This is a genomic window from Limosilactobacillus vaginalis, assembly GCF_025311515.1.
Classification (GTDB): domain Bacteria; phylum Bacillota; class Bacilli; order Lactobacillales; family Lactobacillaceae; genus Limosilactobacillus; species Limosilactobacillus vaginalis.
In genome coordinates this window covers 20911-44266 of sequence record NZ_CP104399.1, presented here as the reverse complement: position 1 = coordinate 44266, position 23356 = coordinate 20911, and the positions used below count along the sequence as shown (strand labels likewise).

The window sequence follows — 23356 nt, the reverse complement described above, 5'->3', positions numbered from 1 at the left end:
ATACGCATCGAACAAATGTTTAGGTAAATTATTTAAAAAGGAGCAGTCCATTAGTAATAAAGGCCCACTCCCAACAATAATATTTCTTTATAAGTATGCCTGCTTAAAGAAGATGATTGCCTGAGTTAGAGCAAGCAATGCAATTACCCAGCGCATCAATTTAGCAGGGACATATCGTAAAACAATTGGTCCTAAGTAACCACCAATAAACATTCCTACTGCCATTGGAATTGCATCCCACCAATAAATTTTTGATGTGAATGAATAAATAATCAAGGCAACGAGGTTAGTAAAGCCGCAAACCGCATTTTTGATTGCGTTTGATACTAAAAAGTCCTCATCAGTCAAGTATGTTAATAATACTAAAATTACAATCCCGCTTGCGGCACCAAAGTAACCCGCATATCCCCCAACAACTATCAGGAGAAAGATATACAAAACTTTTAACCACTGAGGTTTCTGTTTAGTTAAGTCGGGTTGGTGCTTCCCTGAAACTAAAATCATTGCACCCGCAATCAAAATAAAGAACGGGACTACTCGTTCAAACACCTTCCCCGGAAAAGCAAGTAAAAGAATGCAACCAATAATTGAACCGATCACAGTAAAGAAACCGTAGATCCATACCTGACGCCAGTGACCGTGGAGTTCCCTTCCAGAAGCAAATACCGCGCCCAGGCTATTCCAAATCAGTGCAGCATCATTTGTCACATTAGCATAGACTGGAGCTACACCAACACTTAAAAGCAGTGGGTATGATGCCAATGAAGCAAAAGAAGCTGCCGAAGCTAAAATTCCCGCAACGACACCACCAAGTAATAAGTAAATTAATGTTCCAATCGATGGAATTCCTGCCATTTCTCTCTCCCTATCAAACTAACTTATTAAATCCTACAGAATAGGTGATAGTAACCGTGAAAATGTCTGCTTAAACCGCAACCACCGCGATTGGTTGGCAAACATTTCTGGCGTAATCACCCGTGAACTACGAATATCATTTACAAAGATCTGTTCTAGCTTATCCGTCATATTGCGATCGTAAATAAAGGAATTAATTTCGAAATTTAATTTAAAGCTTCGAAAATCAAGGTTTGCAGAACCAACACTTGCCATTCTGCCATCGATCATGATCGTTTTGGCATGCAAAAAACCATTTTCGTAAAAGTAAATGGTGATATCATGGTTTGCCAATACTCGAGCATAGTATTGAGTTGCCCGGTAAACAAACGGATGATCCGGCTTGCACGGAACCATTATCCTGACATCTACTCCCGAATGAGCAGCTACCTGAAGCGCATCAATCACACTATCATCTGGAATTAAATATGGGGTTTGAATCCAAATATGATCAGTCGCAGCGTTAATTAACCGCAAATAACCTAACTTAATGTTTTCCTGTGGTGATTCTGGACCACTAGAAACGATCTGCAGTGACGTTTCGTTCCTAAGCTGACTCTTATCTAATTTAATTTCAGGGAAGAAGCGCCGAAAATGCTTAATTCGACTTTCCTGATGCTTAACTGAGGCATTCCAGTCACGAATAAACCGCTGTTGTAGGCTATATACACCGCCACCGATAATTCGGAGGTGAGTGTCACGCCACGGACCAAACTTCTTTACCCGCCCAAGGTACTGATCACCAATATTAAAGCCACCGACATAGCCAATTTTGCCGTCAATTACAACGATCTTACGGTGATCACGGTAATTCAACCGAAAATCAATAAAGTTGCTATGGGTCATCAAGAATGGCGTTGCATAGCCGCCACGTTTACGGAGTCCGTTATAAAAATCAGAACGAACCCCCATCGAACCCCATGAATCATAAAGCACCCGAATCTCAACGCCCTCTGCTGCCTTCTGCTCTAACAGGGTCCGTAATTCATTCCCGATTTGATCATTATAGATTGTATAAAATTCAATATTAATGCTCTTTTGGGCCGCTTCAATGTCAGCAAAGAGCTGTTGAAATAGCTTATCACCATCTATATAAACTTTGACATTATTATGACGGGTCAGAAAGGCGTTATCTAAACTTTGAAAAAGCATTACCGTCCGTCGATACATTTGAGCAGTTGAATGCTTCGGTTTTGGCATATTTTGAAACTGAACCTTTTGCCGGTCAACAGCCTGTTTCAATTTCAATTGCGTCTGCGATTTAATTCGCTCTAACCGACGCTGTGGCAACTTTCGTCCGAGAAACGCGTAGATAATAAATCCAACTACCGGAAGCAATAATAGCACAAGCAGCCATGCCCAGGTTGCCGCAATATCTCGCTTTTCTCTAAAGACCGTAAATAGTGCCGCAATTTCGTTAATAACGACAATTGTAATCAGCAACCACTTAATAACATTCCACGTTAATATCATTACGGCACTCCCCTTTTTTATCCCTTTAATTCTAACTCATAAAAATTGGATAACCAACGGCAGTTACAAAATCTTTCTTTTTTGTTCTATAATGAAAGAAATTTATTAGTGAACCGAGGTTAATTTAAATCATGTCAACAATTTATCTTCGCCGCGCTAAATTAGCAGATCTCGATACTATTATGGAGATCATCGAGGAAGCGCGAAATTCACTTAAGAATGATGGCAACCCTCAATGGCAAGATGGTCACCCTGATCGTGCAATGATTGCTCATGATATTTCCCAGGAAATAAGTTGGGGCCTCGTGGTAAATGATCAAGTTGCCGGAACTGCAGCTCTCCAACTTGCTCCCGAGCCTTCATACCAAAACATTCATAATGGCCAGTGGAGTCACCCTCAATCTCCATATGCCACAATTCATCGAGTAGCTCTTTCAAGTAATTACCGTGGACAGGGACTCGCCAAGTTCCTCTTCAGTAACCTTATTACTGTCGGTCAACTCCAAGGACGGACTAACTTCCGCCTTGATACTCACGAAAAGAACAAACAAATGCAGAAGCTAGCTCATGATTTTGGCTTTATTCGTTGTGGTGAAGTTACCGTTAATGACAAAAACGACCCAAAACGGCTTGCTTTTGAACTAAATCTCAATCACGGTTATAAAGTTACAAGAATTACTAACGACTTTATGAAAGGACTGTTAAAATAGGAAGTGTAGGATATAATTTTACTTATAGGAGGGATTTTATGCAGTACGCAAAAAACGATCTGGGTTATTTAGTTCGCCAACACAATGAACTAGTTAATAAGATCCAAAAAATTCATCCAGAAATTGAGCAGCTTAGTAAGCGAATTGGCTTAAAGCCAGATGATGACTTCTGGAAGATGTACTTAAACCAACAATGGTTGCCTACTAGTACAGCAATCCAAAGTCGCCTCTTTAGGCTTCAAAAAGAGTTCTTTGATCTCGGTGAACGAGCCGGATTGATTGAAATTAAGATTAACCAACTAAAAAAGAACGCTGCTTAATTAGCGCTTAACATAGTTAAAAATAAAATGACGGTGACCGGGGAACATTTCGTATTTACCGGCCACCGTTATTTTAATTACAAAGAAAGACTTACCCGCAGTCCCTGGTTAACCTTTTTCATTACCGAAGTATCAAGGTGATCAATCCGATCCATCAGTCGTTGCTTATCGATCGTCCGAACCTGTTCCAATAAAACAACTGAATTTTTAGGAATTCCAGTTACTTTAGTTGTCAGCGGAACATGTGTCGGCATTGGTTTCTTCTGTGAGTGCGTAGTGATTGGGGCCACAATAACAGTCGTGCTAAAGTGGTTACCGACATCATTCTGGATAATTAAAACCGGTCGTTGTCCCCCTTGTTCCGAACCCACTACTGGTGAAAGATCGGCATAAAAAATGTCCCCTCGTTTTACTTCTTTTGCCTTCATTCAATAAATTTCTCCTTAAGCTATCGTTATGATCTCATTTTAAAAAGAAAGAAGACAGGAAACAAGTTTCCTGTCTTCTTTCTTCATTGAAAAGCTTACCGATTACTTGTCGTCTTCAGCTTTTTTATCGTTGTCTTCGCCCTTGTCAGTCTTTTCTGACTTGTATTGATCACTGTCATCTTCGGCAGCATCCTTAGCATCAACGATTACTAACTTACCATCCTTCATTTCAGCAACTAAGTGCTTTGCATCAAGGTGGTCAAGGTAGTAATCAGTTACCTTGTCACGAATTTCACGTTCGATAACCCGACGAAGCGGACGAGCACCCATTGCTTCATCGTAACCTTCATCAATAAGGTATTGCTTTGCAGTTGGGGTAACCTTAACATCCATTCCCTTCTTAGCCAAGGTCTTGTTAACGTCAGCTAACATCAAGTCAACAATCTTCTTCAAGTCTTCCTTAGTCAAACTGTGGAATTCAACAATTGCGTTGAACCGGTTCAAGAATTCTGGACGGAAGTAATTAGTTAACTTCTTAATCAAGTCTTCTTCATCGTTGTCGTTACCTAACTTAACTGGAGCATCATTGGAGTATCCAGCGTTTGAGGTTGCGATAATTACCGTGTTCTTGAAGTCAATAGTGTTTCCTTGACCATCAGTTAAACGACCGTCATCAAGGACTTGGAGCAAGAGGGTAATAACTTGTGGGTTAGCCTTTTCAATTTCATCTAACAAGATAATTGAGTAAGGGTGACGACGAACCTTTTCAGTTAAGGTATTGCCGTTGTCATCATAACCAACATAACCAGCAGTTGCACCGATTAACTTAGAAACGGCTGTCCGGTCTGAGTATTCTGACATATCCAAACGAATAATGTCATTCTTGCTACCAAACATGTCGAGAGCTAATTGCTTTGCAAGTTCAGTCTTACCAACACCAGTAGGACCAACGAAGAGGAAACTGCCAATTGGTGAGTCACCTTCATCAAATCCGGCACGGTTACGACGAATAGCTCTAGTTACAGCTTCAACAGCCTCATCTTGACCAATAACTTTGCCTTCTAGCCGCTTATCCATGTCCTTCAACCGTTCAACATCGCTAGCGCCAATCTTAGAAACTGGAATACCAGTCATTTGTTCTACAGCGTTAGCAACATCTTCAGGGGTTGCGGTAACCTTGTCATTTTCGGAGCCTTCCTTTAATTGCTTTTCAAGATCAGCAATCTTCTCCTTAGCGGCTTGAGCAGTCTTGTAGTCTTCCTTCTTGGCTGCTTCCTTTTGCTTCTTCTTTTCGTTTTCGATATCCTTTTCGATTTGCTTTGCATCGTGTGCTGGGTGCTTAGCAGCTAAGTGGGCAGCAGTCATATCTACTAAATCAATTGCCTTGTCAGGTAATGACCGTTGTGGCATGTATTGAACTGAGTAGTCAACTGCAGCTTGAAGAACATCATCTGGTAACTTAACGTTGTGGTGACGTTCGTACAAGTCACGAATTCCCTTTAGGATAGCGATTGTGTCAGCCTTGCTTGGTGCGTTAACTGTTACTGGGTTGAATCGCCGTGCCAAAGCTGCATCCTTCATAATCGTGTTCCGGTATTCATCTTGAGTAGTAGCACCAATAACGGTAATTTCTCCCCGTGATAGTGCAGGCTTCATGATGTCGGACATTCCCTTGGAGCCGCCAGCATCACCAGCGGAACCAGCACCAATGATTTGGTGAATTTCATCGAAGAAGAGAATAATGTTTCCAGCCTTCTTGACTTCATCAATCAACTTTTGCATGTTCTCTTCGAAACTACCACGGTATTGGGTACCAGCTTCAAGACTAGAAACATCAATACTGATAATTTCCTTGTCCTTAATTGCTGCTGGAACATCGCCAGAAACGATTGCTTGAGCAAGACCTTCTACAACAGCAGTCTTACCAACACCAGCATCACCAACTAATACTGGGTTATTCTTTGTCCGCCGACTTAAAATTTCAGCGGTTTCTTGAATTTCCTTGTTCCGACCGATAACTGGGTCAAGTTCGTGACGACGAGCTTCTTCAGTCAAGTTCCGGCCTAATTTGTATAAGATACTTTCCTTACCTTCATTAGGTTGTTGGCCTGGTTGTTGTTGTGGAGCAGCTCCACCAGGTAACTTTCCAGTTTGACGATATTGTGCAAATTCTTCAGGAGTGACTTCTCTACCGTTAATGAGGTAGCGGCGGTTATCAGAATTAAGACCGTTCATATCCCCCATTAATTGGTTAAAAATGTCATTCATGTCTCCATCAAATGGGTTCATTGGGTTTTGTGCCATAAGTACATTCCTCCCTTAATTTTCTTTAATTACTAAATTTATATATTTACAATGCTTTATTCGAGATAATTTTCTTCCAATTCTTTCAGGACCTCCCACATTTTTTTGTGTTGCGCCTGAGCTAAAGCATCTAAGTCTCTCAAATTCAGTGGCGTAGCGCTCGACTGAGGTTTGTTAAAAGACTTATGTAAAGTGGTATAACCGTATCCGGAACGTTTCGACACCTGGTAGATCGTCAAGTTGTGAACCGCCAGATAGTGTTTAATATCAATCCGCATATCTTCACTTCCTTTACGATTAATATTATATCACATCTGTGAAATAACACAAGTGTGAAGTATCAATTTTTTCAAAAAATCCAAAAAACTTATTGACTTTGATTAAAAATGAATTAGAATATTAGTAATCTCTTAATCAATTGAGGAATGAATAATTTAGTATCCTTGTAATCCCTTTTCTTTTGTGTGCTAACATTCCATTCCCAGATGTTCCCCAAGCGTCTGGGAATTACTACTTTACTCATTCCAATTCGGTAAAAGGATCATGATTGTTTGTCATGATCCTTTTATCTTTTTTATTAAAATTTACTAAGTAACAGCTATTAATTTAGCTAGGCATTTTTATTGCTTCCCATTACCTATTCGGACATACTTAAAGCAGTTGGATAGAAGTATTAGTTCCATTGCTACCGATAAAAGGAGGATAAGCAATATGAGTACATTTAAAGTAAAAGCCACAAAAACCACTACTGGAATGCAAGTTTCTGCTGGAACACGAGGATTTGAAATTACCTTTGATGAGCCAAACAGTACTAACACGGGGATGAATCCTGTAGAAATTCTCTTAACTTCTTTTGGTGCTTGTACTGCAATTACAGCACAAGCCTTAGCAGACAAGCGAAATTTCGACTTACAAGCTTTTTGGATCGATATTGATGGCGATCTAGACCGCGAAGATGTCGCTGCCGGAGATAGTCGACGGAAATTTACTGAGATTCGCTTTACGCCTCACCTTCGTTCAGACGAATCTGATGAAGACATTAAGCAATTTCTTGCCGATGTCGAAAAGAAGTGTCCTGTAAGAAACACCCTTGAATTCGGGACAAAATTTGTTGCTAATAACTTTGTGCGGGAATAAGGTGCTAAGATAATGCCATACATTAAAAGGATCCGTAGCATGGTTGGCCATGAGCCTTTAATCATGACTAGCGCTTCAGGAGCATTGCTTAACCAAGATCAGCAAGTTCTTCTTCAAGCACGCGCTGATACTGGCGATTGGGGATTCCCCGGTGGCTACATGGAATACGGTGAGTCATTTAGCGACACTGTAAAACGCGAATTTAAAGAAGATGCTGGTTTTGAAATTATCCCGGAAAAGTTGCTAAAACTTCAGGATCAGGATTTTTATACCTACCCAAACGGTGATCAGGTTCAACCAGTTAATGCCTTTTACCTCGTTAAATTGGCTACTCAAAAGCACGTTAATACTAAGCCTGATGAAACCGTTAAAGTTCAATACTTTGATCTTGAAAAAGAGCCACCAAAGTTCTTCAATGACCAACATGCTGAAATGTGGCAGCTCATTAAAAAATATGTCGAGCAAAACAGATAATTAAATTTAAGATACCCGTCCTGGTGTTCTATTCCAAAAAGAACACTGGGGCGTTTTTTCTAGTCTTCTCCTTTTTCGCCTTGATTACCCTCATCATTAATTATGCTAGAATAGTTTTATTACGTGTAATCAGAGAAATAAGGAGAAAAATTATGATTTGGACCTGGGATATTATCCGGCGCATCATTGAAGTACTATGGCTAATTAACATTGGTTTTGCTATTTGGACCGTTTTTCGGAGCAGGCGGGATATTGCTGCTACTTGGGCATGGCTGCTTGTTTTATCAGTCTTTCCCGTTGCCGGATTTATCCTCTACATGTTCGTTGGTCGTCAGCTATCACATGATGATATCTTCACAATTCAAGAAGAACAGGCCAAGTATCAAAATACTTTCCTTAAAAAGCAGCATCGGCTTTTAGAACAGCACGAACTATTGCCGCAAAGCAATCAAAAGCCCCGAGCACGGATGCTTGTTAATTTAAACCTTAATAATGACGAAGCACTCTTAACCTTTGATAATCATGTCGAAGTCTTTACTGACGGTCATGCTAAATTTGAACAATTAATTGACGATATTAATCATGCTAAAAAAATCGTTGATGTCGAATACTACACCTTTTATGCTGATCATCTCGGTAAACGAATTCTTGATGCACTTGTCCATGCTGCCAAACGAGGCGTTAAAGTCAGGGTCCTCTATGATGCCAGCGGATCTCGCGGAACCAAGCCATCTTTTTTCGAACCACTGGAAAAACTCGGCGGTCAAGCTCAAGCATTTATTTCAAGCTCATCTAAGTGGTACACTTCACCACGACTTAACTACCACCTCCACCGAAAATTAGTGATTATCGATCATCAGATTGGCTACATTGGTGGATTTAATATTGGTGATCAGTATCTCGGTGATAGTCCTAAGTTTGGTTACTGGCGCGATACGCACCTAAGAGTGGTTGGCCAAGCTTCAGTTATGATGGAAGTTCGGTTTGCGATGGATTGGAACACTACCTGCCGAAAGACTCGTAAGCCAAAGTTTTCCATTGATGATGAATTAAAAGACTTCACTATCAAGCATCCCCAATCAACCAACCCGGATGAAGTCCCAATGCAAATCGTCTCCTCTGGTCCAGATAACCAAAATTACGCAATTCGGCGGGGGTATGAGGGAATCATTGCCACTGCACGGAAATATGTTTATATCCAATCCCCTTACTTAATTCCTGAGGATTCAATTCTTGAGGCATTAATCATCGCTGCCAAAAGCGGTGTTGACGTTCGAATCATGGTCCCATGTATGCCCGACCATCCCTTTGTTTACCGGATGACCGAGTACTATGCTAAGTATCTCGTTCAAAACGGTGTTAAGGTTTACCGCTATGATAATGGCTTTATCCACGCTAAGACAATGGTCAGTGGTTCCAACATCGCATCTGTCGGCTCAGCTAACCAGGACTACCGGAGCTACAAACTTAATTTTGAGGTAAATGCTTTTACCTATAATTCACAGCTCTCCAGTGAACTTAAAAAGATCTTTGAAGCCGACCTGCTTAATTGCACACCGATGACGGAAGAGTACTTTGCAAAGCAATCACGGTGGCTGAAGTTCAAGCAACAGTTCTCCCACCTTCTAGCACCAATTTTCTAATTTACGGGAGGAATTAAAATGAACACGGAAAATGCCAAGCGCATTAAAGATGTTCTGATTGCAATTCTAATAATCGTTGGTGTACTTGCTATCCTTCCAGCAATTTTCATTGCGATCGTAACCATCCTTTCTGCCCTTATTGCCGGTTTTTCATTTGCTAACATTGCACTCGTTGAAATGATGAGTTACTGGTCAATCAATGTCTGGACAAGTCTCTTTTATCTAGGATTATTAATTGCAGAAATTGGTCTCTTAATTATCATTGTTCCCCTCCTTGTCTGGGCCGCTAAATGGTTAATCAAAGCGGTAAAATGGGTGATCAATGCTATTAAAATGCGATTGGGAGGCAATGATAAACAATGAAACGAGCATTTAAGTGGGGAAGCATTATTATTGTTTGCGGATTAATCATTTCTGGAATCGCCTATTTGGGGCATAAACAACCATTTGATCCAATGTCCCCAATTGAAGAATCAACAGCTAATCGTGATGTTCTTACCCGAAAGTCATTTAATAAAATTAAGGTTACTGCTAGTTCAGCTGACGTAATTATTAAGCAAGGAAACCACTTTACCGTTTCCTATTACGGAAATAAAAACCATGCAGTTCATGCTCAGGTTAAAGATGGTGTCCTAAAAATTACGCAGACACCCGTTACTCATTCAAAACTGGCTAAATTTCAGTTACTTAACAGTAGCGATGAAGAGCGTTGCATCGTTACTGTTCCCCAAAAGGCAAGTCTTACTAAAATAGAAGGTCACGTCAATAATGAACTTCTCCTTAATCGAATTCTTGCCAAAAAGATTAATTTAGAGAGTAATAATGGCGACATTAATGTCCTTAACAGCGAGTTTGATCAAGGAAAAATTATTACTACCAGCGGAGATATTACCATTCGTAACTCATCCCTTATCCAGACAAAACTTGCTTCAACTAGTGGCGATATTAATTTAAATAAGGTTTCATTAACCAAGGGATGTTCTTTGTTAACATCTGGTGACTTTAATGGTCAGCGATTAACTATTATCGGTCATTATTCAGTTACTAACCAAAGCGGGGATAATTCGATTACTAAATCGACCATTGACGGTGCTAAACTCACAACTAAGAGTGGTGACAACAACTTAAAGCGGAAACATCGTAGCGGTGGTTCGCTCGAACGAAATACCACTGAGCCAAACTTCATCTACCTCAAGAACGTTAGTGGCGATAATATTATTAAGTAACGTTTCACATGAAACAGATAGTAAAAGAGCTTCAAAATTCGTTTTTTCGAACTTTGAAGCTCTTTTTAGGAGTTATTTAAGTTTTTAGTTGTGTTATCTTACCTAATTATTAGTAGATACCATCATAAGCCTTTTGGTAAAGGTCAATTATTTCTTGCTTAGTACCCTTCCGTGGGTTGGAGAATGCATTACCATCTTTCAATGCGTTTTCAGCCATCAATGGGAAGTCTTCTGGCTTTGCACCAATTTCCTTGATTGATGCTGGAATACCAACAGCCTTGCACATTTCTCTCATTCCGTCAATTGACTTTTGAGCAGCTTGCATGGTAGTTAAACCAGTAGTGTCGTAACCCATAATTTCAGCTAATTCTGCAAAGCGTTCTGGGCAAGCAATAATGTTGTACTCTTCAACGGTAGTAAGCAATAATGCACAGCAAACACCGTGTGGAGCATCATATTGACCACCAAGTTGGTGAGCCATTGCGTGAACATAACCTAAGTTAGCGTTGTTAAATGCCATTCCGGCAAGCATTTCTGCTTCAACCATCTTTGTCCGTGCTTCAATATTGTGACCATTAGCAACTGCTTCAGGCAATGCAGTTTGGATTAATTGAATAGCTTCCTTACATTGACTGTCAGTAATTGGGTTGTGGTCAACTGAAACGTATGGTTCAATTGCTTGAACAAAGGCATCACAACCAGTAGCAGCAGTAACTGATTGAGGAACATCTAACATCAGCATTGGATCGTTAAATGATACCAATGGAATGTTACGCCATGAAACAACAACGAACTTCAAGTGATCCTTTTCGTTAGTAATAACTGCGTGACGGGTTAATTCTGAACCAGTTCCGGCAGTAGTGTTAACAGCCATCAGTGGTGGTAGTGGATTCTTCAAAGTTTCAATTCCGGCTAACTTAGTAATATCGTCACCGTTAGTCAAAATAATTCCGATTCCCTTACCACAGTCATGAGCTGATCCACCACCAACAGTGATGATTGAGTCACAACCTTCATCTTCGTACATCTTCTTACCAGCCTTGATGTTCCGAATCTTTGGGTTAGGTTCAACACCAGTGAAGACAGCGTAGTCAACACCAGCCTTTTCCAATGATGCAAGAGTTTGCTTAACTGGTCCATTGTCGATAGCAGCCAAGTTATCTTGGGTAACAACCAGTACCTTGTGCATTCCCAGCATCTTAGCACGATCACCAATCTTTTCAATTACACCTGGGCCAAAGAAATTAACACTAGGCATCAGAAAGTCAAATTGTCTATTCATTGCAATAGACTCCTTAGATTGCTTGTATGCACTTACATTATAAAACATTGTGAAGAGCATTGCAAATTAGAATTGCCTAATAATAATGAGAATTTAGACATATTACCTCATTTGTTTTATTACAAGAGTTTTCAGAATATTTATTCCGCCTTTTTTGTTAAATCTTTTTCAAACTCTGCCCGTAGTAATTGAGCAATCGGATCATAAGTGTGAAGAATTCGATCAACCTCTGCAACTGAATCGGACGGACTAATCTTTAATTGCGGATTAATCGCTAATTGTTTCATGTGAAACCCGGTAATTACTAGTCGCATTGCAATTTGCGCTTGCGCTCCCCCATGGGCACCAAATGTTACTAAACTAACTGGCTTATTCTTCCATTCGTTTGCTAAGTAATCAAGTGCATTCTTGAGCACTGCTGGATAACCCCAATTATATTGTGGAAAGACAAAGATCAGACCATCATAGCTTGAGATTAAGTTGCTCCATTCACGAGTATAGCTGTGTTCGTACTGACCTAGTGCTGGAATTTTACTTTCATCTAAAAATGGTAAGTCGATTGTTCTTAAGTCAATTTCATTAAATTTTAGCTTTGTACTTACAGCCAATTGCTTCTGTAGCCAATCGGCAACCTGCTTGCTCCGCCGCCCGGGACGTGTACTACCAACAACTATTCCAACCTTTTTCATTGAAATCACTCCCATTAATTGTCTTTGACTTTATCATAACCATATTTGGCTTTTAAAACAAAAGAATGGGGCTGGAAACGTTAATTTCCAGCTCCAATCTACTTCTTTTTCACTAAACCAAACGTTAGTAATTGAAGAAGGAGAGTTACCAAGACGAGCATTGTTCCAGTAATTAGTCCTGGACTCTGCTTTTCACCAGTTTGTGGTAGTTGCTGGTTATCCTAGTTTGCTTTTTTAGCATTATTATCAACTTCTTTTACGTCAGCTTGTTCAACTGTTGTTGCGGAAGTTAACTGAACAGTTGCCGTAGCTGCTGCGTTTGCTGCATTAGTGGTTGCAGAAGCTGAGTTTTCGTTTCCTTGCTGATCGGAGTTGCCTGAACTAGTTGGTCCATCTGAACCTGCTGGCTTATCCGAGTCTACCGGTCCATCAGAAGTTCCCGGTTGTCCAGGACTTACCGGCTTGTCCGGCTCCGTTGGATTATCAGGTTTATCAGGAGTGATTGGCTTATCTGGATCTACTGGTGTATCCGGTTCAGTTGGTTCACTCGGCCCTACCGGATCTGTTGGCTTTTCATTTTGCTTGTAGCTAATTTCTACCAACACATTCCCGGTATTAACATTTGGTGTTACGGCCTCCACCTTTTCCTGACTTGGTGTGTACCCGTCAACCTTTTCTGGTATAAATTCAGCCCATGTTCCATCCCCATCAACAACTTGCCATTCAGTTTCACTAATAATTTCACCGTTTACTGGGTGCTTAGTAGTGTGCTTAACAAATGTTACTGTCTGAGTAATCGTCTTTACGGTTCCATCCGGCATCGTAACCTGAATCAGCCGGTTAACAGTCTTAGTATCAGCATCAACTTGGTAGGCCAGGTAGTTAACGTGGTGGAGCTGATCCTCTGTTGTACCATTAACTTCCATCAGTTCAATCTTTTCAATATCTGGAACATGGCCTTCAACTGTTGGCACAACAAATTCTGCAAATTGCCCAGTTGACCACTCACCATATTCCTTTTCACCCGTTTGTAGATTTGTTTTTACTTCACGAGTTAATGTTACGGTGTGGTTAACCGTTTCAACTGTCCCATTCGGGTGGTGAAGGTGAATTACCCGGTTGACTGTCTTTTCTTCAGTTGCAGTTGAATATGCTGCTTCATAACGAACTTCAACTTCATAATCCTTAGTATCTGGATTAGCTACCTCTCTTGGGATGTATGTTTTATCAGGCTTTTTTCCGTCAATTTCAGCTGGATAATAGTCATCAAACATCTTTCCCGGTTGATCCCATTCGCCATAAACAATTTCACCATTTGCCTTTTTAGTTACTTGACGGGTGAAAGTTACCGTTTGGCGAACATATTTGATACTGCCATCCGGTAAGATTAGTTTGATTGTCCGGGTTACATCACGGGTTTCCGTTGTTACTTCGTTTTGAGGATACTTAATTTCCTCAACCCAACTATTAGTTCCTGGCTTAACCGTAACTTGACTGATCTCTGTCCGGTCTGGCGCTATCCCGTCAATTTCTCCTGCCTGGTAACTATCAAATGAATCTTTATCCGTAGTCCATTCACCGTAAGTTGCCTCATTTGTCCACGGATTAGTAATAACATCACGAGTAAACTTTACTGTCTGCACAATTTCTCTTGTTGTCCCATCTGGTAAGTATAAGATGATTGTCCGGGTAACTGTGTCGGTTTCCGTATTGACAATGTTCTTCTTCATCAAGACATCGATCTTTACTGTACCAGAATTACTATCCACCGTTGTTTCCTTAATCACTGAATGGTTAGCTGAAAAACCATCCTTGGGAACAACCGTGTAGTCTTGGAACGTTAGGCTTGGCTGCCATTCTTGAACAACAACCATTTGTTTAGTGTACTTGTCATACCTCACAACCCTTGTAAACGTTACTACTTGGTGGTTGAGGATTTCTTTATTAGTCCCATAATGACCGTAGATAATTTGTTCAACATCTTTACTTTCTGTCTTTTCTTCAATAATATGCCTTACGTAGATTGGGATACTTTGATAAGGTTCACCAGTCACTTCAAATTCTTGAGGCTGGCCTTCCACAATTTCTAATCCTGCAGGTAAATGCTTAATAATTTCATCCATCGTTATTTTGTCGCCCGGTTTTTTTCCAGGGATGTAAACGTAGTCAGGAAGAACATTACCGTGGTCGTCTTGATCTTGGAACTTAATTTCTACCCCATTTTGCTGCGGGATGTCTGAAGCAGGGTCACTAGCTGATCCTACCGTCCCCCCCCCACTAATTTCTGGAGCCGTGCTAGTTACTGGCTGTGCACTAGGTGGCGTCTGATCTTGTACTGCGCCTGCTGAGTCTGCCACCACTTGCGAAGTAGCTTCACTCGAAACTGGTGTCGCTTCTGCTGTACTACTACTCGCTACCTCATCATTGTCCGGTTGCCTCGCACTTTCACTCCCAGTAATTTCTACTGGTTGGGGCGTTGCTAGTTCTGTTTGAACTGCTTGTCCTTCTTGATTAACTGTTTCATCCGCTGAAGCACTACTCGCACCAATGAAAGTTAATCCTAAAAGAACAGATGCTACACCAATACTTAATTTTCGGAGACCAAACCGTTGTTTTTGCGGCTGACCTTTACGAATCATCATTTGTATATTTTTCTTTGATAACATGTATTAATCCTCCTGTGAGTTAGTAATAAAAAGTAGCATTATTACAAAGTTACTTCCTATCTATCCGCACTATTTCATAGGGGGTTAAACCTATCTTTATCCGCTTTTAGATACATTATTGTAATATACTCGTAATCTTTATGTAATATATTACTATAACGCCATCACAGGGAAAATATTATTAAGTTGGATCATAATATTTCTTAAGAATTTGATCAAAAAAAGTTCACAAATGAAAGTTTAAGCATTTGTGAACTTTTTTGTTACTTATGATAAGGCAAACCATTAATAATGGTAAATGCCCGGTAAATCTGTTCGGTTAATACCAACCGCATTAATTGGTGAGGGAGGGTAAAACGACCAAATGAAATTTGGGTATCAGCACGTTTTAAAACTTCTGGACTAAGACCTAAAGAACCACCAATCACGAAGGTAATATCACTATGGCCATACGTGGTTAACTGGTTAATCTCCTTAGCAAATTCTTCCGAAGTCCGCTCTTTTCCCTTAATCGCTAAGGCATAAACGTACTCCTTATCCTTTATTTTCTCCAGAATCCGCTCGCCTTCCTTCGCCATTACCTCATCCATTTCCGCCTGACTTAGTGACTCTGGTGCCTTTTCGTCTGGAACTTCAACAATTTGGAATTTGCAAAAACGACCAAGCCGCTTTGAATATTCCGCAATTCCTGCTTTAAAATACTTTTCTTTTAATTTACCAACACCGATAATTTTAATATTCAATTTATCCACCACTTTCAACATTTTATCCACAGAGTTATCCACAGGCGATTGATTATAATTCTCTTTTTCTCGAATGTTCGGTAGAAAAACTATAGTGAATGCGCTTACCTATTTTTTACTTATCCACAGTTATCAACAGAAACAGCTGTTCGTCCACAATGCTCTAATCACCTGATATAACAAGGATTTGCCCTCGTTGATTTTCAATTAATCCACTTATCCACAATATAGTTTCTAACTTGTGGATAAGTTTTGCACACCGATAATGACTGTTATTAAGGCACTTTTACAATAGTAAAATAATTTCGCTGATTTTTCCACTAACTTTTCCACAAGCTAATTCACAGCTAATTTTAGTTAAAAAATAACACGGATTGTGGTTATTGAATCACAATCCGTGGTTAGCTGAATATTTAACTAACTGAATAGTTTAATCATTCGTTATTTCTCAAGATTAAGCATACTTATGAGCAATCTTTCCACAAACTGCTGCTACAATTGCTGAAAGTAAATCATCAATAAAAGTATTAACGTGCAAGTCTGAGGTATCAAACTTCTTCATGATCCCAGATTTAACTCGGTCAAAATAGCCAAAGTTTGTTGTTCCAATTGTTCCGTAAATCGTTGCAATTTGGAGCGCGATTGTTTCATCTACCCCAAATACTCCAGCATCATTTTTGATAATTGAAGCAAGCGGTTCATCGACTTGCCCTTCTTCCGTTAATCGATCCAATTCCAACATGACCATTGCGTTATTCATTAACTCACGCTTATGCATAACATCAACAACTGCATCTTCACACTCTTTCAGTGTAACTTCAGGTTCATACTGGTGCTGGGTTTCATAGACAATCTTAGCCAAATCTGATTGGGTTACCCCACGTTTTGCGAGTCGGTCTATCACAAAATTATAGGCCTTAGTATCAGGATACTTAAATTTAGGATTATTCATCTTCACTTCTCCCAACATTTATTAATGATTTCATTATAATGCAAATAATACTAGGGACAACCTACTTCAATGTTCAAAAAAAGGGGACTGTGACATAAGTACTTTTACCAAGTTCAAATACGAACAGCGCGGTACGTAAATGGGTTCCAGTGTCCGGTATAACCGAACTCTGGAACCCTATTTGCGCTCGCGGGGGCGTGAAAACGAAGTCATAAATGACTTCTGTCACGCTCCCTCTCTCATATACTTAATTTATTTTGCCAGCTTCAATGTTGCTGTATGGGATTGACCATCACGGTAATAAGTTACCTTAGTCGTGTCGCCAACTTTGTACTTATATAATGCTGACTTCAGCGAGCTAGTATTCGTAATCTTGGTATCACCAAGTTTGGTAATAACGTCATATTGCTCAAGGCCTGCTGTTTGTGCATTTGAGCCACTCTGAACATCCATGATTACAACACCCTTAGTAATACTTGATGGTAATTTTAGAACAGACTGCTGCTGATCGGTTGTTACCCGACTTAAGTCAATCATACTAATTCCAAGTGACGGCCGAGAAATCTTACCATTCTTAATTAACTGGTTGATAATCTTGACCACTTCGTTACTTGGAATAGCAAAGCCCATCCCCTCAACGGAAGAGCCATCACTGCTCCCTGCTAACTTCATCGAGTTAATCCCGATTACTTGGCCAGCCATGTTAATTAATGGACCGCCTGAATTACCTGAATTAATTGCTGCATCAGTTTGGATAACAGAGGTTAACGTCCCGTCTGTACCACTCTTTAGCGTCCGACTCTTTGCAGAAATAATCCCTTTCGTTACAGTGTTAGCGTATTCGCTACCCATTGGTGACCCGATTGCTAAAACATCTTGACCGGCTGCAATTGAGTTTGAATTTCCAAATTCAGCAACCGTTTTAACATTCGCTGAATTTATCTTTAAGACCGCCAAGTCAGTCGCTGAGTCTGAACCAACCAAGCTAGCATTTACTTTCCGTCCATTGCTTAAAATTACTTGGAGAGCATTTGACCCTTTAACAACGTGATTATTGGTAACAATATAAGCAGAGTTACCACTCTTCTTATAAATTACCCCAGAACCTTCGCTGGCCGTTTGAAGTTTGCCAGGATTTTGTGAACTATCTGAATTAGAAGAATCACCGCTAGTTTGGCCACCAAACATTCCCATAATTCCTTGATTGGATGACTGAACTTCCTGCTTATTAATAACACTAACAACAGCATCCTTTGTAGAATCATAAGCCTTCGTCGCTTGGTTGCTTAAGTTCGCCTTATTTTTATTTACTTTGGTTCCTCCAGACTTGTTTGAACCTGCAGGAACGTTCGTACTAGAGGTCTGAACATGATTTTCAATTACATTACCAATTCCTAGCGAAAGCCCGCCACCGATTAAGCCAGCGACAAGGCCAACTCCAGCCACTTTTAACCAAAATTTATTTTTGGTATTGCGCGGTTTTTGGTTTTGGTCACTCATCAAATAACTCCTCCAATCTCATAATTATCAAATTCAATATATCGTTAAATTATGAAAAAAGCTTGAAATTTCATCTGTCTTTTGATGATTATTACACTGTTAAAAGTTTACTTGGCTTGTCTGGTTCCGCGTCCACAAGTTGAAAATCGTGGTTAACACCAAAATCATGCCTCTCCATAATCGTTGCCACGGTCAGGTGAGCTAACGAACGCATATTATTATGCTGACTCCGGTGACCGAGAAAAATGCGTTTGGTCCGCGAGCCAAGGACATCCATCAGTGCATCAGCTCCCTCTTCATTAGAGAGGTGCCCTGTATCGCTTAAGATCCGTTGCTTTAACGGCCAAGAATATGGTCCCATCCGTAACATTTCCGTATCATGATTACACTCCATTAGGTAGGCGTCGGCGTTCCGAATTGTTCCTTCAACCCGATCAGAGACATAACCAGTATCCGTAATGATACAAAAGGTCTTGTTATTATGGTGAACCTGATAGAATTGGGGTTCTGCCGCGTCATGGGAAACGGCAAAGCTCTCAACGTCAATGTCTCCCAGATCCTTAACGCTGTTTGGTGCAATAATCTGCTTTTGTTCTAACGGAATTTTGCCAATTTTGCTGGCCATTGCATCCCAAGTTCCTTGATTAGCATAAATATCCATTCCATAGCGTCGGGCGAGCACACCTACTCCATGACAGTGATCAGTATGTTCATGCGTTACAAAAATTGCATCAACATCTGTTAGTGACCGATCAATCTTCGCCATTAAATTTTCGATCCGCTTACCACTTAATCCAGCGTCAATCAAGATTCGGTGCTCATCGGTTTCCAAGTAAGTTACATTTCCTGTACTCCCACTCGCTAAAATGCTGTAACGTAATGGATCCTGTTCTGTCACCTCAGATTACTCCTTTACTTCTGATTTAGTGCTTCAGTATTAACACTAGTAGTTGTATTTTTCATTATGGTACTGTTAAAAGCATTAATTGAGATTTGCTCAACTGCCCCCGAGTTCTTAGTTTTAATCTCCGCAACCCAGGTTGGAATATAAACATTCCGGTTATTCGTATTTGTACTCAGTAATCGTGAATACCCTAATTGAACCCACCGAATTCGTGAATTATTAGGGATCTGATTATGTTTATATAGCCAAACAACAGCTCGTTTTTGACTAATTGTGGCGGTTTCTGGACGAAGAATCCGTACGCCCTCCAAAAACGTCTGCGTATAACTCGTTACTTCATGGTTAGAATTTACCCGAAAACGAATTTGTCCATCATTGTTCATTAACGGTCGTCCTTCAACCATTTGTGTATAAACAATTACACGTTTCGTTGAAAGATTTGGATTGTACTGGTAATGCTTTCCTAATGCTATCTGATGGCTGTTATGAACTAATTCATTTAGCCGCACATTAGGAGTTTCAATATTAACGTTAATCGGTTCATTAAATTCACTCGTTAAAGTATTGCTTGAAAAGTGTGTTTCTTGATTATGAAGACGAGTCGAAGCATCATCTAAAGCCCCATTTTCAGCAGAACGATAACCAGAAAGGTAGTACCCTTTTTGCTGACCACTATTTATCTTTCCATAACTAATCGAATCATCTTTCATTTCCTTCAAAATGACGGATGAGCGGCTGCTTTGATTATTCGTTACGATAAAGCGGTTTTCAACCAATAATGAACTTGCGATGATCACATCAAAGAGCAAGAAGGCAAAGAAAAAGATCCATTGAATTCGTTTAAAGTCCATTTTCCAATGCCCCCTTACTTCTGTAATTCAGTGTAGTCAACCCACTGTCCATGATAGTCAACAAAGTAGGTTGGCGTTAACTTAACAGTACTGTTATCACTTGTATTTTCTTTCCAAAGGTAACCAACTCGAATTCCCTTAACATCCTTAAGCCGGTTGCTTGCCCGAAGTTGTTTGAAGACCGTAGTCGTTGAGGGAAGACGAACCGGCTTATGGTTAATCGGCAATGGAACTTGAATGCTGTATAAACTCAACCAAGTTTTATTTATTCCGTTAACCTTTGATGACATCCGAATATCACCATACCCAGCAGAGTTAAAAATTGGAAATCCTTCGACATAGCTCCGGTAATTAATGGTCCGCTGATGATCACTAATCCCATCGTAGCGGAGATTATCCATTGGAATTCCGGTTTTCGCGATTCGATTAAAGAAATAACTATACAGCTGACTAGATTTTGGCACATCATCATGACTTACATAGTTCTCATAACGGACGGTACCATTTTGATGATTATAAATTACCCGTTTATTTTCACCATCACGATAAATAGTCGTGTCTCCCTTACGTTCGGTTGTAATTGAAGACTGCTTATTTGTACTAATAAGGTTTTGACTTAAGGTATCAATATTTTGTGCTGTTACCTGGTAGCCAAAAACCGGTAATGTAAAGCTCTTTGGGTAAAGAAGCATCGTTTGACCGTGAATGATCTTATGATCAACTTCTACTTTTGCTGTTCCCTTAATCAAGGCGTTTAAGCTACTACTTCCCTTTGTCTGACTAATCCGTGCCCGGTATACCTTATAACCACGATCATTTAGCAAATAAACATTTCGCGGATTATTTAATGGAATTAAAATATGGTCGATCTGCTTAACCCGACTAGTATCAATCGACTGCGAAAAAGTCTCATTAAAAATCGTGCCCGTAATACTATCCGGATAACTCACCATTAACGAATTAGGCTGGTGAAGATAGCTAAGGTAAACATCGCTATTATCACTTTTTACCAGACTAGCGCGTCCTAACTGACAACTGCGTAATTGGTGCCTAATGGTTATAATCAAATTTTTCCGTGAGCTATACAGTAAGAATTGTTGCTGATTAGCATCAACATGCACTACTTGGGTCGGTAAGTATAAATCACCGATTGACTGGGTTGTATTGAGGTTTCGTGAACTCGAACTATCTTTCGTTCGCTCATATTGCACAGGGTTGGACCAGATTGCAGCAGTTAAGAATAAGCTGATTACCACTACAATGGTTAACGCAATGGCTAACCAATTAGTTTTGATCTTTTTGATCATCCCACTCGTCCCCCTCTTCATATGGTACGTATGGTAAGGAAATGTAGAAAGTTGAACCCTTTCCTTCAACACTGTCAACCCAAATCTGGCCACCAAGCATGTTTACAACCTCTTTAGAGATGGCAAGGCCAAGCCCTGTACCTCCCTGCTTCCGGCTTCGTGCCTTATCAACCCGGAAGAAACGGTCAAAGATATGACTTAAATCCTTTCGTGGAATCCCAAGCCCTTGGTCAGAAATACTCATAATAACATGATTGTGCGTTTCTAATAACCGGGCAGTAATTACACCACCATCTGGCGAATACTTAATCGCATTATTCATGATATTGTCAATAACCTGGGTAAACTTATCGGTATCAATCTCAACCCATAGATCCTTCTTGGTAAAGAAGCGCTCGATCGTGTACTTTTTCTTTTTCGGGTCTTCTTCCTTCTTAATAATCATGTCGAACCGATTCAGAATATAGTTAAAAAGCTCGTTAATATTAACGTATTCAAGGTTTAACTTTGTAGTACCGGCATCCATCCGTGAAAGACTCAATAGGTCGTTAATCATCCGAATCATTCGTTCAGTTTCATCCTGAACAACCTTGAGAAATTGGGGTGCAATTTCTTTATCTTGCCATGCACCGTCGCTTAATGCTTCAACGTAGCTCTTAACACTGGTTAGTGGGGTCCGCAATTCATGTGAAACATTAGAAACGAATTCCTTTCGTTCCTGTTCCTCTTTTTGCTGACTAGTAACGTCATGGAGAACACAGACTAACCCGCTAACAAATCCGGACTCCCGCTGAATTGGTGAGAAATAAGCGTTCAATATCAAATTACTTCCGGAATTCGACATATCGAGAATCATTTCTTTTTGTTCACTGTTAACAAGTTGACGAACGGTATAGTCATGACGAATATCAAGAACATCAATAATTGATTTTCCGATTAGTTCATCATCATGTTCTACCCCTAATAATTGAAGCGCCATATTGTTAACAATCGTTACGTTGCCTCGCCGATCTGTTGCTAAAACACCATCAGACATGTGTGATAGGACGCTATCCAACCGCCGTCGCTCAGAATCACTCGACTCCTGGGCCTCTTCAACCCGAACTGAAAGGTTGTTAACTGCCCCGGCTAATTGACCTAACTCATCATTTCCCATTACCCGAACTTGACCAGAAAAATCACCACGGGCAATTCGAAGGGTCTGTTTCCGCATTTCTTCAATCGGTCGGGTTATTTCCTGGGAAATAATAATTGCCAGCAATAGTCCAATTACGATCGTGATCAGGGCAGCAGAAAGGTAAATTAACGTAATGCTGTTGATGTTAGAGTAAACACTCTCTAAGCTGGCACGAAGATAAACAACCCCAACCACGTTATTATTACTATTATCCACTAACGGAATAATATTAACGTAGTAGCGTGTATGGTTGCTATTATCATAGACATTTTCGGTGTGGGAACGGTTATTAACCAGTGTTGCCTTTACCATTTGCTCGGTAGTTTTTTGACCAATCATATTTCGATTATCAAAATTACTGGTCCCACGAACAACACCCTGACTATCAATTACCCGAATTTCTGAAATATTGTTGTTATTAACCTCAGCCAGAATTTTCCGGATCTTTTGATTAGCCTTCTTATGGTTAGTGTTTACTAGCTGTTCACTTAACGAATTATCAACGTAAGAAGGAAGCTCAATTGTTTGCTTAAACGTATTTAAATTCTGATGTTCCAATTGACGCACAAAAACCGCCCCAACGCATTCCAACGTTAACATCAACATTAACGCGAAAACGAGGGCGATTTTGAATTTGATTGACTGATAAAATTTTAATTTGCTGTTCACAACTGGC

At 40.1% G+C, this 23356-nt stretch carries 22 protein-coding genes and 1 pseudogene; 7 read left to right on the top strand and 16 right to left on the bottom strand.

Annotated elements, in window-relative coordinates; genetic code table 11:
* Positions 1-87: 87 nt before the first annotated feature.
* Positions 88-855, bottom strand: a complete 768-nt coding sequence (locus N4627_RS00210) for a sulfite exporter TauE/SafE family protein (protein WP_003716268.1) — start codon at positions 853-855, stop codon at positions 88-90.
* A gap of 33 nt (positions 856-888) precedes the next feature.
* Complete coding sequence (cls, locus tag N4627_RS00205) at positions 889-2367, bottom strand: cardiolipin synthase (protein WP_098045195.1); 1479 nt, start codon at positions 2365-2367, stop codon at positions 889-891.
* A 131-nt stretch (positions 2368-2498) separates the two neighbouring features.
* Between cls (N4627_RS00205) and N4627_RS00200 the strand changes: the two genes are divergently transcribed.
* Positions 2499-3077 carry a GNAT family N-acetyltransferase gene (locus tag N4627_RS00200; protein ID WP_003716271.1) on the top strand — a complete coding sequence of 193 codons (579 nt, stop codon included), beginning with the start codon at positions 2499-2501 and terminating at the stop codon, positions 3075-3077.
* Positions 3078-3115: 38 nt separating this feature from the next.
* Positions 3116-3397, top strand: coding sequence for a hypothetical protein (locus N4627_RS00195; RefSeq protein WP_003716273.1), 282 nt, complete (start codon positions 3116-3118; stop codon positions 3395-3397).
* A 77-nt stretch (positions 3398-3474) separates the two neighbouring features.
* On the opposite strand, the gene N4627_RS00190 is transcribed toward N4627_RS00195, so the two are convergent.
* The 3 genes from N4627_RS00190 to N4627_RS00180 all read right to left on the bottom strand — a co-directional run bounded on the left by N4627_RS00190 (position 3475) and on the right by N4627_RS00180 (position 6407).
* On the bottom strand, positions 3475-3825 hold the full coding sequence (locus N4627_RS00190; protein ID WP_003716274.1) for a type II toxin-antitoxin system PemK/MazF family toxin: 351 nt from the start codon (positions 3823-3825) through the stop codon (positions 3475-3477).
* Positions 3826-3927: 102 nt separating this feature from the next.
* The gene (locus tag N4627_RS00185; RefSeq protein ID WP_313957844.1) at positions 3928-6129 is read right to left on the bottom strand and encodes an ATP-dependent Clp protease ATP-binding subunit; all 2202 of its coding nucleotides are present in this window, start codon (positions 6127-6129) and stop codon (positions 3928-3930) included.
* Positions 6130-6185: 56 nt separating this feature from the next.
* Positions 6186-6407 (bottom strand): transcriptional regulator, encoded by a 222-nt coding sequence (locus N4627_RS00180; protein ID WP_098044937.1) that lies wholly within the window; start codon positions 6405-6407, stop codon positions 6186-6188.
* Positions 6408-6840: 433 nt separating this feature from the next.
* On the opposite strand from N4627_RS00180, the gene N4627_RS00175 reads away from it, so the two are divergent.
* The 5 genes from N4627_RS00175 (at position 6841) to N4627_RS00155 (ending at position 10609) form a co-directional block, all read left to right on the top strand.
* Positions 6841-7266, top strand: a complete 426-nt coding sequence (locus tag N4627_RS00175; protein WP_003716277.1) for an OsmC family protein — start codon at positions 6841-6843, stop codon at positions 7264-7266.
* Positions 7267-7278: 12 nt separating this feature from the next.
* On the top strand, positions 7279-7740 hold the full coding sequence (locus N4627_RS00170; RefSeq protein ID WP_040530582.1) for an NUDIX hydrolase: 462 nt from the start codon (positions 7279-7281) through the stop codon (positions 7738-7740).
* A gap of 152 nt (positions 7741-7892) precedes the next feature.
* Positions 7893-9383, top strand: coding sequence for a cardiolipin synthase (gene cls / locus N4627_RS00165; protein WP_040530585.1), 1491 nt, complete (start codon positions 7893-7895; stop codon positions 9381-9383).
* A gap of 18 nt (positions 9384-9401) precedes the next feature.
* Complete coding sequence (locus tag N4627_RS00160) at positions 9402-9746, top strand: hypothetical protein (RefSeq protein WP_003716280.1); 345 nt, start codon at positions 9402-9404, stop codon at positions 9744-9746.
* Entirely contained in the window at positions 9743-10609 is an 867-nt protein-coding gene (locus N4627_RS00155) for a DUF4097 family beta strand repeat-containing protein (RefSeq protein ID WP_124031524.1), read from the top strand. The genes N4627_RS00160 and N4627_RS00155 overlap by 4 nt, the downstream gene beginning before the upstream one ends.
* Before the next feature lie 109 nt (positions 10610-10718).
* Here N4627_RS00155 and N4627_RS00150 read toward each other — a convergent pair whose 3' ends face one another.
* The 11 genes and pseudogenes from N4627_RS00150 to walK all read right to left on the bottom strand — a co-directional run bounded on the left by N4627_RS00150 (position 10719) and on the right by walK (position 23349).
* Positions 10719-11891: an iron-containing alcohol dehydrogenase gene (locus N4627_RS00150; protein ID WP_098044939.1), complete on the bottom strand. Its 1173-nt coding sequence runs from the start codon at positions 11889-11891 to the stop codon at positions 10719-10721.
* Between the two features lie 140 nt (positions 11892-12031).
* Positions 12032-12580, bottom strand: a complete 549-nt coding sequence (locus N4627_RS00145; protein ID WP_040530588.1) for an NADPH-dependent FMN reductase — start codon at positions 12578-12580, stop codon at positions 12032-12034.
* 98 nt (positions 12581-12678) lie between these two features.
* A pseudogene (locus tag N4627_RS09220) lies at positions 12679-12783 on the bottom strand (hypothetical protein); the annotation flags it as partial.
* A gap of 18 nt (positions 12784-12801) precedes the next feature.
* Positions 12802-15246: a mucin-binding protein gene (locus N4627_RS00140; protein ID WP_260964792.1), complete on the bottom strand. Its 2445-nt coding sequence runs from the start codon at positions 15244-15246 to the stop codon at positions 12802-12804.
* 263 nt (positions 15247-15509) lie between these two features.
* Positions 15510-15989, bottom strand: coding sequence for a 23S rRNA (pseudouridine(1915)-N(3))-methyltransferase RlmH (rlmH, locus tag N4627_RS00135; protein ID WP_040530899.1), 480 nt, complete (start codon positions 15987-15989; stop codon positions 15510-15512).
* 454 nt (positions 15990-16443) lie between these two features.
* Positions 16444-16941 carry a phosphatidylglycerophosphatase A family protein gene (locus tag N4627_RS00130; protein ID WP_040530591.1) on the bottom strand — a complete coding sequence of 166 codons (498 nt, stop codon included), beginning with the start codon at positions 16939-16941 and terminating at the stop codon, positions 16444-16446.
* A 252-nt stretch (positions 16942-17193) separates the two neighbouring features.
* Positions 17194-18441 (bottom strand): S1C family serine protease, encoded by a 1248-nt coding sequence (locus N4627_RS00125; protein WP_003716288.1) that lies wholly within the window; start codon positions 18439-18441, stop codon positions 17194-17196.
* Positions 18442-18532: 91 nt separating this feature from the next.
* Complete coding sequence (locus N4627_RS00120; RefSeq protein ID WP_260964791.1) at positions 18533-19339, bottom strand: MBL fold metallo-hydrolase; 807 nt, start codon at positions 19337-19339, stop codon at positions 18533-18535.
* A 14-nt stretch (positions 19340-19353) separates the two neighbouring features.
* Positions 19354-20196, bottom strand: coding sequence for a two-component system regulatory protein YycI (locus N4627_RS00115; protein WP_003716290.1), 843 nt, complete (start codon positions 20194-20196; stop codon positions 19354-19356).
* A gap of 14 nt (positions 20197-20210) precedes the next feature.
* Positions 20211-21503 (bottom strand): YycH family regulatory protein, encoded by a 1293-nt coding sequence (locus N4627_RS00110; RefSeq protein WP_003716291.1) that lies wholly within the window; start codon positions 21501-21503, stop codon positions 20211-20213.
* Positions 21481-23349: a cell wall metabolism sensor histidine kinase WalK gene (gene walK / locus N4627_RS00105; RefSeq protein WP_003716292.1), complete on the bottom strand. Its 1869-nt coding sequence runs from the start codon at positions 23347-23349 to the stop codon at positions 21481-21483. The genes N4627_RS00110 and walK overlap by 23 nt, the downstream gene beginning before the upstream one ends.
* Between the last annotated feature and the right edge of the window lie 7 nt (positions 23350-23356).